Origin of the sequence: Paenibacillus donghaensis (assembly GCF_002192415.1) — a bacterium.
Classification (GTDB): Bacteria; Bacillota; Bacilli; order Paenibacillales; family Paenibacillaceae; genus Paenibacillus_AQ; species Paenibacillus_AQ donghaensis.
Genome location: NZ_CP021780.1, coordinates 2,845,214 through 2,858,618, shown reverse-complemented (window position 1 = coordinate 2,858,618; position 13,405 = coordinate 2,845,214). Strand labels below are relative to the sequence as shown.

General features: G+C 44.6%; 14 protein-coding genes and 2 pseudogenes. 7 read left to right on the top strand and 9 right to left on the bottom strand.

What is annotated here, in order from left to right; all coding sequences use genetic code 11:
• Positions 1-29: 29 nt before the first annotated feature.
• The 5 genes from B9T62_RS12465 to B9T62_RS12445 form a co-directional block, all read right to left on the bottom strand.
• Complete coding sequence (locus B9T62_RS12465; RefSeq protein ID WP_087915548.1) at positions 30-911, bottom strand: carbohydrate ABC transporter permease; 882 nt, start codon at positions 909-911, stop codon at positions 30-32.
• A gap of 24 nt (positions 912-935) precedes the next feature.
• Complete coding sequence (locus tag B9T62_RS12460) at positions 936-1,892, bottom strand: ABC transporter permease (protein ID WP_087915547.1); 957 nt, start codon at positions 1,890-1,892, stop codon at positions 936-938.
• On the bottom strand, positions 1,882-2,088 hold the full coding sequence (locus tag B9T62_RS12455) for a tautomerase family protein (protein ID WP_087915546.1): 207 nt from the start codon (positions 2,086-2,088) through the stop codon (positions 1,882-1,884). The genes B9T62_RS12460 and B9T62_RS12455 overlap by 11 nt, the downstream gene beginning before the upstream one ends.
• A 401-nt stretch (positions 2,089-2,489) precedes the next feature.
• Complete coding sequence (locus B9T62_RS12450; protein ID WP_087915545.1) at positions 2,490-3,842, bottom strand: sodium-dependent transporter; 1,353 nt, start codon at positions 3,840-3,842, stop codon at positions 2,490-2,492.
• 152 nt (positions 3,843-3,994) lie between these two features.
• Positions 3,995-5,080, bottom strand: coding sequence for a glycoside hydrolase family 11 protein (locus tag B9T62_RS12445; protein ID WP_087915544.1), 1,086 nt, complete (start codon positions 5,078-5,080; stop codon positions 3,995-3,997).
• A gap of 287 nt (positions 5,081-5,367) precedes the next feature.
• Here B9T62_RS12445 and B9T62_RS12440 point away from each other — a divergent pair, with 287 nt between their 5' ends.
• Positions 5,368-5,709, top strand: a complete 342-nt coding sequence (locus tag B9T62_RS12440) for a nitrous oxide-stimulated promoter family protein (RefSeq protein WP_087915543.1) — start codon at positions 5,368-5,370, stop codon at positions 5,707-5,709.
• Positions 5,710-5,996: 287 nt separating this feature from the next.
• Here B9T62_RS12440 and B9T62_RS12435 read toward each other — a convergent pair whose 3' ends face one another.
• Positions 5,997-6,422 (bottom strand): MaoC family dehydratase, encoded by a 426-nt coding sequence (locus tag B9T62_RS12435; RefSeq protein ID WP_087915542.1) that lies wholly within the window; start codon positions 6,420-6,422, stop codon positions 5,997-5,999.
• A gap of 467 nt (positions 6,423-6,889) precedes the next feature.
• Here B9T62_RS12435 and B9T62_RS40660 point away from each other — a divergent pair.
• The 6 genes and pseudogenes from B9T62_RS40660 to B9T62_RS40240 form a co-directional block, all read left to right on the top strand.
• A pseudogene (locus B9T62_RS40660) lies at positions 6,890-6,982 on the top strand (acetylglutamate kinase); the annotation flags it as partial.
• 394 nt (positions 6,983-7,376) lie between these two features.
• Positions 7,377-8,045, top strand: a complete 669-nt coding sequence (locus B9T62_RS12425) for a response regulator transcription factor (protein WP_087915540.1) — start codon at positions 7,377-7,379, stop codon at positions 8,043-8,045.
• Positions 8,042-8,938: pseudogene (locus B9T62_RS41470) on the top strand (HAMP domain-containing sensor histidine kinase); the annotation flags it as partial. The gene B9T62_RS12425 and the pseudogene B9T62_RS41470, both read left to right, overlap by 4 nt.
• Positions 8,939-9,030: 92 nt before the next feature.
• Positions 9,031-9,108 carry an ATP-binding protein gene (locus B9T62_RS41770; protein WP_425436685.1) on the top strand — a complete coding sequence of 26 codons (78 nt, stop codon included), beginning with the start codon at positions 9,031-9,033 and terminating at the stop codon, positions 9,106-9,108.
• Between the two features lie 184 nt (positions 9,109-9,292).
• Complete coding sequence (locus B9T62_RS12415) at positions 9,293-9,826, top strand: hypothetical protein (protein WP_087915539.1); 534 nt, start codon at positions 9,293-9,295, stop codon at positions 9,824-9,826.
• 4 nt (positions 9,827-9,830) lie between these two features.
• The gene (locus B9T62_RS40240) at positions 9,831-10,277 is read left to right on the top strand and encodes a hypothetical protein (protein WP_211296455.1); all 447 of its coding nucleotides are present in this window, start codon (positions 9,831-9,833) and stop codon (positions 10,275-10,277) included.
• A 71-nt stretch (positions 10,278-10,348) separates the two neighbouring features.
• Here B9T62_RS40240 and B9T62_RS12405 read toward each other — a convergent pair whose 3' ends face one another.
• The 3 genes from B9T62_RS12405 to B9T62_RS12395 all read right to left on the bottom strand — a co-directional run bounded on the left by B9T62_RS12405 (position 10,349) and on the right by B9T62_RS12395 (position 13,206).
• Positions 10,349-11,332, bottom strand: coding sequence for an aldo/keto reductase (locus B9T62_RS12405; protein ID WP_087915538.1), 984 nt, complete (start codon positions 11,330-11,332; stop codon positions 10,349-10,351).
• A gap of 78 nt (positions 11,333-11,410) precedes the next feature.
• Positions 11,411-12,394 (bottom strand): aldo/keto reductase, encoded by a 984-nt coding sequence (locus tag B9T62_RS12400; RefSeq protein WP_087915537.1) that lies wholly within the window; start codon positions 12,392-12,394, stop codon positions 11,411-11,413.
• Between the two features lie 65 nt (positions 12,395-12,459).
• Positions 12,460-13,206 (bottom strand): SDR family oxidoreductase, encoded by a 747-nt coding sequence (locus B9T62_RS12395; RefSeq protein WP_087915536.1) that lies wholly within the window; start codon positions 13,204-13,206, stop codon positions 12,460-12,462.
• Positions 13,207-13,405 lie beyond the last annotated feature (199 nt).

Sequence of the window (13,405 nt, the reverse complement as noted above, 5' to 3'; positions counted from 1 at the left end):
CGTTTCCTATTCTATCATATTATGATAGATCAGGATTTCACGGAGCCGACCATCATTCCTTTAACGAAATGGCGTTGAAGAAACGGATAAATCATGATAATCGGAATAGTAGCGACAATGATAACGGCCATTTTGATGCCCTCAGGTGATGTGTGCGCCAGAGAGCTATAGACCGAGGAAGCCGGGTCGACGCTGATATCGTCCGTCTCGAAGAGCTTCTTCAGCATCACCTGCAGAGGCCATAAGGACGGTTTGTTGATGTAATACAGAGCGCTCATGTACGTGTTCCAGTGCCCGACGGCGTAGAAAATCCCCAATGAGGCCATTACCGGTTTGGACAGCGGCAGCACCATACTGACGATGATCCGCAGCTCGCCGCACCCGTCGATCCGGGAGGAGTCAATCAGCTCCTGGGGCAGCTGCATGAAGAAGCTTCTCATCACGAAGAAGTTAAAAGCGCTGATGGCGCCCGGCAGCATGAGCGACCAAAGGGAGTTCATAAGCCCCAAGTTCTTGATCAGGATAAAGTTCGGAATAAGGGGGGCGCTGAATACCATGGTGAACAGTACCATCATGACGATGTATTTGCGGCCTACGAATTCCTGACGCGACACCGGATAAGCGAGAGACGAGGTCGCAATCAGATTGATTGCGGTGCCCAGCACCGTAATATAGACAGAGACGCCGAACGCCCGCCAAATGGACCGATCGCTGAAAACGTACTGATAATTGATCGCCGTAAAGTCTTTTGGCAGCAAGCCTACCTTGCCATTAATAATGGCATCAGAGCTGCTGAAGGATTGGGCAATCACGTTCAGGAATGGCAGAAACATAGCCAAAGCAAGGGCGGTCAGAAAGAAAAGATTAAAGACATTAAATAGATTCTGACCGCGAGTATAGCGTCCTCTCATCATCCCTACCTCCATAAAGAGCGTTTAATACAGCGATTCACCGGTTGTTTTCTTGCTCAAAATGTTGCCGATGAGCACCAGAATGAGTCCCACTACCGACTTGAATAGCCCCACTGCTGTTGTATAGCTGTATTGCTGAGACAACAGCCCCGCCTTATAGATATAAGTGTCCAGAATCTCCCCGTTCCCGGTATTGAGCGCGTTCAGGAATACCCATACCCGCTCGAAGCCAAGATCAAGAAATCTCCCGATATGGAGAAGGAACAAAATCATAATCGTCGGTATAAGAGACGGGAGCGTAATGGCCATGGTTTGTTTCCAGCGCCCGGCTCCGTCCACTTCTGAAGCCTCATACAGGTCCGGGTTGATTCCTGCCAACGCGGCCAGGTAAATGATCGTACCGTACCCGGAATCCCGCCAAATGCCGGAACTGATCAGAATCGTGCGAATGTAGGAATTTTCACCAAGAAAATAAATCGGCTCAAACCCGAAGGCCTGTAAAACCTGGTTCACTATCCCTGTTCCTGGGGAGAGGATGCCCAAGGCGATTCCGCTGACAATTACCCAGGACAGGAAGTGGGGCATATAAACCACCGTTTGCAAAAACCGTTTGTAAAACACAAGACGAATTTCATTCAGCAGGAGCGCAAGCACTATCGGAGCAGGGAAAGCAAATATGAGATCATACAGGCCCAGCAGAATCGTATTGCTTAAGATTCGTCCGAAATCCTGGTATTGAAACATGGTCCTAAAGTGCTCAAATCCCACCCATTCGCTGCCCGTAAAGCCTTTGAAAATGTTGTAGTTCTGAAACGCAATAACTGAACCGGCCAACGGCACGTACTTGAAAATGATAAAGTACAAGATCCCGGGAAGCGCGATTACATAAAGCGCCCTGAATTTCCACATGTTTGTAAGAAGGGACTTTTTCGTATTGGGCTTGTAGCTTATAAGGTCTACCCCGGTTATCTTAGCTTTCATAACCGTTTCCTCCAGATCCTGCTTTCAACAGGTTTGCCGGAGCATTCTCATCTAGGGGAATTTCTTGAAATTCGACGGTAATAAACCGTTCCTCCCGTTCAATAATCCGGGATAGCTCCCGCGTGAATACAGAGACAATCTCCTCCTTCTGCTCACGCGTTCGGCCTTCGTACATTCTAATGTCAATATGTGGCATCGTCTTTCCTCCATTTCCTCAAATAGTGATTGGATCTATCCTTATTCTACCTAGAATAAAGCGCTTGCAATATGGAGTTTCTATGAGTGCACTTGTGTTTTCTTTAGCATTCGGCCCATGTAAGGATTCTCCACATCCATCTTCTTGAAGGCCCGCAAGTCGAACAAAGCAAAAAACACAGGTTCAGAACTGAACCTGTGCAGGAATTTCGAATGGAAATGCAACCCTTTCTGCCTCGAACGTCGTGCCGCTCTGCAGCAGGAACAATGGCCACCGGTTACGAGAAGGCAAATAGAAATAAAAACCGTACCAGTCATGACCTTCAGCCACCTTCCGTCCGTTAGAGAACAAATTGAAATCCTTTCGGAACGACAAGTCTCGGAGTATGAGGGGTTGTTGAATTAGAAGGTGAGAATTCCCGAGGTATGGAGCAACACCAGGAACACCAGAATCGGCGCGACATACCGGAGCATGAACAACCAGATACGGAACCAGCGCTTCTGCAGCCCAGCCGCTTCTGCAGCCCCTTTCCAGAAATATCCGGCAAAAATGGTAACCAGCAGACCGCCAAGCGGCAGCATAATGTTGGAGGTGATGAAATCGATCCAGTCGAACAGAGCTTTACCGCCAAACGTAAGCTCAGGGAACATTCCCAGCGACATTGCTGAAGGAATACCGAGCAGGAAACAGACCAGAGACAAGATCCAGACCGAACGTTGACGGCTCCAGTTCCAGCGCTCCATCGCGAAGGATACTGGCACTTCAAGCAGGGATACGGCCGAAGTCAAAGCGGCAATCGCCAACAGGATGAAGAACAGACCGCCGAAGAACGCACCGAAAGGCATAGCCGAGAAAGCTGCCGGTAGAGCGATAAAAATCAGCGAAGGTCCTTGATCGGGGGCAATGCCAAACGAGAACGTCGTCGGGAAAATAATCAGTCCGGCGATAAATGCATATAGCAAATCCCCAGCGCCAATCGCTAATGCAGCGGTACCGAGCGACTGATTTTTATCCACATAAGAACCGTAAGTCAATAGAATCCCCATCCCGAGCGACAAGGAGAAGAAGGCATGTCCCAAGGCGACCAGCGCGGATTCCGCCGTCAGCACCGAGAAGTCCGGTTTGAGGAAGAAGGATACACCTGCGCCTGCGCCCGGCAAGGTTACCGCGCGAATCATCAACACAATGAGGAGAACGACCAGGCCGGGAATCAATACTTTGTTGAATTTCTCAATCCCGCCCGATACCCCAAGGATGACTACGCCCGCCGTAATCAGGATGGCTACTCCCTGCCAGACAATCGGCATATACCCTGAGATAAAGGAGCCAAATTCACCTGCGTAATCACTTGTGCTGAACAGTTGTCCATTGAAGGCAATCATCGCGTAGTTCAGCGTCCAGCCTGCAACAATAATATAAAAGGAGAGGATTAGAAACGGCGCCACCACTTGCAGAATTCCGGCGGCCTTCCACCCTTTCCCGCCTCCGGCACGTATGAACGAAGTCGCCGCGCTTCCGCGTCCGCTGCGTCCGATGGCCAGTTCGGCCAGCAGCACCGGCAAGCCGATCAGCACCAGACAGACGATGAAGAGAAGGAAGAAAGCCGCACCGCCATTTTCCCCTGTAATATAAGGGAACTTCCACATATTCCCCAGACCCACTGAGCTGCCGATGGCTGCGAAAATAAAGCCGCTGGAAGAAAAACGCTCCTTCTTCTCCGTGAGCAGGCTCTTTTCACCTTTAAATTGATTCATTTACTAACTCCCCATTTTCTTTTTTAGAACTCATTATAGCTTAAGTAACCACGAGAGTGATATGACAGTTTTCTGAATACTCTTATCATTATTCCTTTTCTCTGTATAAAAAAACCGACGGGAATGATCCCGCCGGTACCGCTTCGTGGTTGTCAGTTGATTTCTAAATAATCAATGTAAGCATCCCATGTTCCATCATCGGCGGTTACAACGAGCTCAATCTCTTGATTTCCCGTTCCATGGCTGACATTGTTTAGGGTATAGACGGCAGGACTGCTCCCGCCGAAGTAGAAGGTACCCTTCGTCTGTCCAGCGATTTTTAAGTCAACTCTGGCCATGTTGGAGTTATTAGAAGCACCACGAAGTGAGAAATTATGGGTGCCGCTCTCAAAATACTGCGTATATTTCACCGAATCATTGTTGGCGTATAGAGCGACGCCGGAAAACGGCGAGCTGATATTCGAGGTGTACTGACCGCTTTTGGTCATACTCTCGCTTTCCTTTTTCGTACCTGTGCTTGGAGAAGGAGTTGGAGTTGGACCACCGCCTCCGCCGATAGTAATAGTATTACTAGTCACAGTGGCACTTCCACTACTTTGATATCCCTCTACCGTAAGCGAAGCTTCATACATCTTCCCCATTGGCATTCCTCTGCTCTCCCACGCTTTAAAGTGTTCGCTAACCGATATGGTTCCGCTCGTGCGTTTCGACGTTCGGACACTCCAATACTGCTGAAAAGTTGCAGTGCCTTTAATGGAAGGTTGATTGACTCTGGTGGTCTCATATATGTCATATGTCCCCCCATCAACGGTTATGGTGCCCTTTGACGTTCCTCCTGGCGGACGCCAGCTGCCCCAGCTATCGACGATGTAATATTCTATGAGCGGGTCAACCGTCCACCCATAGACACATAAATAGGAGTTGCCGTTTGGCTGGTAGTTGGCACTGTAGTTTACTGATATGTTTCCAATCTGCTGGTGTGTTTGGGTCTCGTTAAATTTCTTGCCTTTACGGAATAACGCATTTCCGATATTGCTCCACTGGGCACTGAACGTGCCACCACTATCGAGAGTCATACTTGTGGTGCCGGAATCCTTCCACAGCTCATAGTAGTAACCATCTTGGGTTCCGCTCTGATTTGAGGTGATCGTTGTTGCCGCCTGTACACTTACTGCAGGCAATGCAAGCACAATACAAATAAAAATCGCTAATAATAATCGCATTCTTTTTTGTTTCATTTGGCATTCCTCCTTTGGGTTAAATTGCATCTAGTCTTACTATGATGCTGTGCACCCCGTAGCGGGACAATTCCCACATCCTCCCATAAATATAATTGTAAGCGGTAACAAAAATTATTTTATCATAGTCTTTTTTAAAATTTCATATACAAAATTAAAGCTTATACCCTAAAAAGTATAGTTCTTTTTACGGTAGGCTTTTCTTTTTAAAAGTTATATAAGCTTTAATAATTAGATGTTATAGTTAATATATAATGCATTTTTATATTGAAAGGAATCTTTCAAATATGACAAAAGAAGTGAAACGGCAGTTCAATGATGGTTCTAAAATTCGAAGAGAACAAGAACTTGTTTCTAAAATGATTTATATATATTGTAAGAAAAAACATCATCAAAAAGTGTTCTGCGTGGAATGTCAGGACTTAAATGATTATGCTAGGAAAAAGTTATCCCTCTGCCAATTCGGTGAAGAGAAAACGGCTTGCTCAAAGTGTCCTATCCATTGTTACAAACAGGATTACCGTCAAAGAATTAAGGATATTATGCGTTTCTCAGGTCCATGGATGCTACTATATCATCCGATTGAGTCTATTAGACATATTCCAATACCAGGTCAGTTAAGAAAATAACCTTGCCGCCAGCATCTATCAAGATATGCTGAAATCCAAAAACCTAAATCCCCTGCCTCGTTATAACTTGGCCGGGAGTTTAGGTTTTTTGGAATCCACAAAATCTTAAGCACTTCTGCATGCCCAAATGACTGACCATGCTTACTCCCCTTTCATTTATATCTGTTTGGCAAGTTTTTTATATGTGACATATATTCACATAGATAAATAAGGCTGCTGATGATCGGCAGCCTTATTTATTGATCTATACTTTCCCGTTAGCTGGATATAAATTGTTTCAAAGTGCACTACTGCTTAACCAGAACGGATAAATCACCTTCAAAAACTCTCTCATCTTTGTCATTGAAAGTAGACAACAATACAGTAACGAGTCCCGTTTCATTCTTCTTCTCTTGTACTGCAATGACTTCAACTATTGTATGCAATTCATCATCTGGATACACCGGCTTTATAAATTTAAGATTATTCATTGCGGTTCCAGCAATAACATCATCCCCATAGCTACCCGTTTCAACCCAAAGTTTAAATGAAACAGCAATGGTTTGTATTCCGGAAGCGATTATTCCATTGAATACTCCCTGCTTTGCTTTATCTTCATCCAAATGCATATATTGCGGGTCAAATTCAGCTGCAAAGCTTGTAATACTCTCTTTAGTAATTCTTATAGACTTGGTTTTGAACACTTGTCCGACAAAAAATTCATTAAACCTCATTAATACACCTCTTAGTTGAAATTGTATATGTATTTATATTAGAGCGTGCTATATAACTAATCAAGCTAAATTGCCTGTGAGTCAAATCACTCCGGTAATTCTGATGAGCTTTTACGATCTCAACGGACTTCCGAATGTGAGCTGACGGATGTAATCGAACGTGAGCAGTTTAGTGGCATTACTAATAAAAAGCGGCATTTCCCCATTTCATTATAAAACTTGTGAACCTATTGGGCGCATTGACCATAATATGTGTAGATGATAATACATTCAAGGGAGGACTAACATATGTATCCTTACTTGGGGGTTCAGATATACCACACAAGGTATACCTTATAACATTCCAAATCAAATGCCTGTCCTGTTGACAACTCAAGTTGGATGCGTAAGTAAGGCACAAGTTGATTTGAAAAGTTATATGCGGTTACTTTGGGAGCAACATGTTGCATGGACCAGAATGGCTATTCATTCAAGTGTATGACAAAATTGAATTGGAAGCTTTAGAAATGGCGGATGCCATTACTGCTGCATTGATCAGACAATTTCCGCAAATGTTTTGAGCTTCTTGATATAAGTGTATTAATAAGCGGTAATAACAATGGATTTAAAGGAAGTTTCGTATTTTCGTATTTTTTAAAGTCGCTGTGAATGTTGTATTTAGTCATGAGTTCTCCTAGTTTCATAAGTTCCTTCCCAGTTCCCCAGTTTCCAAGACCCAAGCTTGCGTACAATGGGTCAGAATGCTCACCCGGAGATGAATTCCTGTAAAAATACAGGAATTTCCTCTCCTCTTCTCTTTATTCGCTGAATTCCTGCAAAAGTGCAGGTTTTCCGGCAGTTGGTTCTGCGAACCAGCGCTGGAGGCGTAAATTCCTGCACTTTTGCAGGCATTGGGTCCCGAAGACCATTATTGCACGAAAAAAACTGTAGTATTGCAGGAATTTTGGACAGGAGATGACTGTACTGGTTGTAGAGGATGACCTAAAGCTAAATCAAATTATTTGTACCTATCTTAGCAATAGCGGGTATGATGCCAAAGGGTGCTTGAACCCACGCGAGGCCTATGATTTAATGTATAACAGTCTGTACGACCTTATCATTTCAGACGTCATGATGCCGGAGATTGACGGTTTTGAATTTGCGGAAACGGTGAGGGCTATTAACAAGACTATCCCTATACTTTTTGTTACCGCTCGTGACGATATTTCCTCTAAACAAAAAGGGTTTCGTGCAGGGATTGACGACTATATGGTCAAACCAGTCAATATGGACGAGCTGGTCATGCGTGTGGGTGCTCTACTTCGACGGGCAAATATTGCCCACGAAAAGAAACTAATGGTAGGAAGTCTTATGATGGATGCTGATGATATGACCGCGACGCTGAACGGTAAGGAAATTCCTGTGACGGTAAGGGAATTCAACATACTCTACAAAATGCTTTCTTATCCCAAACATCCCTTTTCCCGTGCCCAGCTAATGGACGAGTTCTGGGGAGTTGGCAGCGAAACCAGTCTGCGTGCTGTGGATGTATATATTGTCAAACTTCGGGACAAATTCTCCTGCTGTGAGGATTTCAAGATCATGACGGTACATGGGCTTGGCTACAAGGCAGTGCTGCAATGAGAAAGAAAGTGAAGCGGAATGTCCGAATCAAGTCACAGCATTTCTCATGGAAAGAGTTTATGTGGACCTTTATTGTGCTGTCTACGCTAACCGCAGGGCAAGCACTGATCTACGATGCCTATATTTCGGTAGAACACGTTCCCCTGCAATACATCTTCGGGATCATGGGCTATTGGATTATCGTTGCCCTTATTTTTTGCCTTGTCACCGCACGGCAGAAGTACAAGACCTTTGATAGACCTATGCGAAAACTCGGCGAGGCAGCTAAACAGGTAGCAGAAGGCGATTTTTCTGTCTATCTGGAACCCCTCCATAGAGCAGACAAGACGGATTATGTAGACGTGATGTTCGAGGATTTTAACAAGATGGTTGAGGAACTGGGCAGCATTGAAACGCTCAAAAACGATTTTATATCCAATGTCTCTCATGAAATTAAAACACCTCTCTCCGTTATTCATAGTTACGCTATGGCGTTGCAAAACATTGATCTGTCGCCGAAACATCGGAAGGAATATACGGAAACCATTATTTCGGCCTCGCAAAAATTAACGACGTTAGTAATTAATATCCTGAAGCTAAACAAATTGGATAATCAGGAGATTAATCACGTTGCCGAGTCCTATGATCTGTGCAGACAGCTATGCGATTGTGCTCTTAGTTATGAGAATTCCTGGGAAGAAAAGAATATTGAATTTGTGGCGGATATTGAGGATCGTGCCATCATTCAGGTTGACGAAAGTATGCTGGAGATCGTATGGCTCAATCTCCTCTCCAATGCTCTGAAATTCACTGCTCCCGGCGGAACCATCACCTTAACGCAGACTTCAGATGAAGATACGATTACAGTCATGATATCCGACACGGGCTGCGGCATGGACGAGGAAACGATGAAGCATATTTTCGACAAGTTCTATCAGGGAGATACTTCCACTCCGGGGAGGGTAACGGCCTTGGCCTTGCCCTATCGCTGCGGGTCATTGAACTGGTGGGCGGTGTCATATCGGTTGAGAGTGAGCCGCATAAGGGTACCACATTCACTGTTGAATTGAGAGTGGAGCAGTAAGCACTTCCCTATACATCAGAAAAGGCATCCTGAATTCGTTGTTACGAATTCAGGATGCCTTTTCTATCGAACAGAAGGTATCACGAATCTCCAATTAATATTTCATAAACATTTTGCAAGCAATTCATAAATATCTCGACAGTACAATGATCATATCAGATGAAACACAAAAGGAGAGATTATCATGAGTGAGATCACGAGAAACGAATCTAATTTTGTCGGCTATGAATACAAGGATATTACAGTAAAGCGCAAAATGGAGTCGGTGTATGTCGACGGGTATAATAATTTCGGCTGGACGCTGGAAGGTACTTCGACCTCTGTTCAGAATGTTGGTTCCGTAACCATGAAGTTCAAGCGTGACCGCAAGATCCGTAATAAAGTTGAACTGACCCGTCTGCAACGCCAGTTTGACGCCGCCGTTGCGGAAATCGAAACGCTGGAAAGATCTAAGATCATCGGTGCTTCTGTCGTTGCCTATGTTATTGGTGTTATTGGAACAGCGTTTATGGCTGGCTCCGTGTTTGCTAATCAAGATGACAGACTGACTCTTTCTATCATTCTGGCAATCCCCGGTTTCGTAGGCTGGATCATCCCGTATCTTCTCTACTGCAGTATCAGCAAGAAAAAAACCAACAAGGTAGCGCCTCTGATCGATCAGAAGTATGACGAGATTTACGAGGTGTGCGAAAAGGCCAATGCCCTGCTGGCGAAGTAACTCATTGAATCAGAATCAAAAGGCTATCCTAACAGGAAAGGAGGAGATATATATTAAGGAATTACTTGACCGTTACTTGGTAGATTATCAAGACCGAACTGCTATTACAAACCTTGCATCACTTATCATCAATGCTTTGATCGGCATCGGCAAGTTGATCCTCGGTGTGTATCTCCTTTCCGGTTGGTTCATAATTAACGCGTATGGAATTTGCTGTTATCAACGAAGCGGTACGTTCCTTTGCCTTCTAGGAATCTCCTATCTGTTGGTCAGTCTGAGGATGTACTTTGTCGGAGATGCCATCATATTCAGAGGTTACATTGCTTATCTGGTAGCAGCGGTTGCCTTCACCAAACTTGGTTTTGCCATTTGCGGTACCTTGAATAACCGCCATCTGAAGGGCCCTATTGTTTCTACGTGCTTATCTAATTGCAGTTCTATTATCCTGTAGAGTTGTTAAATAAATGGTTAAACAGCAGCAGCTAGGCTCTACTATTTATTATTTTTTGTGTACAGCAGATATCACAGACCAGTCCTTTTCTCTAACTCTTCCGGGTATCGGTCTCCAATCAAAGAAACCTTTGAAGTTGCTGAATCAATAGCCCGTAACTCTTCAGGTGTCAGTTCAACAGTAGCCGCTTTCAAGTTTTCTTCTAGACGATTTAATTTCCGCGTACCCGGGATTGGGACAATCCATGGTTTTTGAGCAAGCAGCCAGGCAAGAGCAACCTGAGCAAGCGTTGTATTTTTTTGTTTGGATAAATCCTGGAGTAAATCAATCAACACTTGGTTTGCTTCAAGCGCTTCTTGTGTAAATCGAGGAAGAATATTACGGAAGTCACTTTTCTCAAATTTTGTTTCTGCATTAATTTTTCCTGTCAGGTATCCTTTTCCCAATGGACTGAAAGGCACAAAGCCTATCCCCAGTTCCTCCAAAGCAGGTACTAATTCCTCTTCCGGGCGTCTCCACCATAAGGAGTATTCACTTTGAACTGCGGCCAGCGGATGCACTCCGTGTGCACGACGAATCGTTGTAACTCCTGCTTCAGAGAGCCCCCAGTGTTTCACCTTACCTTCCTGAATCAGATCTTTCACTACCCCCGCAACTTCTTCAATTGGGATCTCAGGATCTACACGATGTTGATAGTATAGGTCAATGGCTTCAACTCGAAGTCGTTTGAGCGAGCCTTCTACGGATTGCCTAATTTGTTGCGGTCTACTATCCTGTACCTGTTTGCCATCCACCATTTTAATTCCAAACTTGGTAGCCAAGACTACCTTCTCCTTGAAGGGGGCAAGTGCTTCACCTACTAACTCCTCATTTACAAAGGGACCATAAATTTCAGCCGTGTCGAAAAAAGTAACACCGCGATCTATCGCGGCATGGATTAACGAGATCATCTCTTTTTTGTCGGATGCGAGGCCATAACCATGGCTCATTCCCATACAACCGAGTCCAAGAGCCGAAACCTCCAAGCCATTTTCCCCCAATACACGTTTTTGCATAGTTCAACTTCCCTTCCTTTTTTATACAGATTCTTATGCATCTATGTTCTTGTCCTCTGACATAGGGTTAGATTTACCTTACGACCATTTGCCCGTTAATACCTCTCCCCGATCCGTTGCCGGCGCAGGTGTCCTAGACAAACTGGAAATTTCAGCGTACATTTCGGGTGTCATTTCAAAATCGATAGCTGCTAACGAATCCTCTAATTGGTTTAGATTGCGCGCTCCAATGATTGGCGCAGTAACAGCAGGATTAGCCATTACCCAAGCAACCGCTAACGTTGCGGGTTTCATATCATGCGCTTGCGCATATTCAGTGAATGCTTCTGCGACAACAAAGTTTTCATTGGCACCGTAACGATCACCGTAGCGGGCATCCTCTACAAGACGGCCCTGTTCAGGCCGTTTGTCCACCCCATACTTACCAGTCAATAAACCAGCGCCAAGCGGACTGTACGTAATAACCCCGATTTGCTCAGATTCCGCCATGGGCAAAATTTCCACTTCAGCTTGACGTTTCACCAGGCTATACATCGGTTGGATTAATTCAAAACGTGCCAGTTGTTCTTTTGCAGAAATGCCTGAAGCTTTGCCGATTTGCCATGCCGCCCAATTGCTTACCGCCGGATAGAGAATCTTGCCTTGCCGTTGCAAATCGTCCAGGGCTCGCAGCGTTTCTTCCACTGGCGTACTTGCGTCAAAGTCATGCACAAAATAAAAATCTATATAGTCTGTTTTTAAGCGCCGTAAGCTGTCTTCAACACCCTGCATAATGTGACGTCTGGACAAGCCTTTGGCATTAACATCCGAGCTTGTCGGCCAAAAAACCTTTGTCGTTAAGATAATGTTATCTCGCTCCTGCGCAATACATCTGCCCAGAATTTCTTCAGAGCCTCCCCGACTGTAAACATCGGCTGTATCGAAGAAGTTGATGCCAACTTCCCGGCAACGGTTATACATGACTTTGGAAGTTTTTTCATCCGCTGTTGCACCAAAAGACATCGTACCCAAACATAAACTTGAGACTTTAATGCCTGTTTTCCCTACCGTACGGTATTCCATATGCTACCTCCCCTTCTGATAAATTCAACTTGTTCTATCATCCACCTAACGGGGCAGTTTAAATCTTAACCTACTTGAACTGTCGGACGAATAATCATTTCATTAATAGCTACATCTGATGGCTGCTCCACTGCAAATGTGATGGCACGAGCAATGCTGTCTGCATCAATTGCTATTTTGTAAAAATCATCTAAGCCAGTTTTGGTCTCTGCATCTGTGGTTGTCTCTAACAATTCGCTGCTGACAGCCCCTGGAGAAACATTGGTAACTCGGATATTTGTACCACTGATGGCTTCTTCTTGACGCAAACCTTCAGAAATGGCTTTAACTGCATATTTGGTCCCACAATATACCGTGCCGCCTGGGTAAATGTTATGACCCGCTACCGACGAGAGATTAATAATATGACCTGATTTACGTTCTCTCATAGAGGGAAGTACAGCAGCAATAGCATATAAGACCCCTTTGATATTGACGTCAATCATCTTGTCCCATTCATCCACTTTCTTCTTGAAAAGAAAAGCTTGTGGCATGATTCCGGCATTATTAACTAATACATCAATTTTCCCAAACTCTTTGAGCGCATAAGCAGCCAGTTCTTCCATTTGTTCATGGGAAGTAACATCTGTCACTTTATAGATAGCTTGTCCGCCATCATTCTGAATCTCTTTTTGTAGTTGTTCAAGCCGTTCTTCGCGACGTGCTGCAAGGACCAGCTTGGCTCCTTTAGCTGCAAGTTCTTTTGCAGCAGCAGCTCCAATTCCACTTGAGGCCCCCGTAATGATTACAACTTTATCTTGAATATTAGACATACTAAATAACATCCTCTCTTAATAAACGGTAATTAAACTGCGGTCACGAGGAGAAAGCTCCTTTTGGGAGCAAAATCTCCGATCATTTTTTGGGCAGGAGTAAGTCCTTTTGAATTTGACATGGATATCTCTCCAGGCTGCTCTATTGCGAGTTTTCATTTGATTCATAATGATTATCGATTCATTAATGAACTAATGT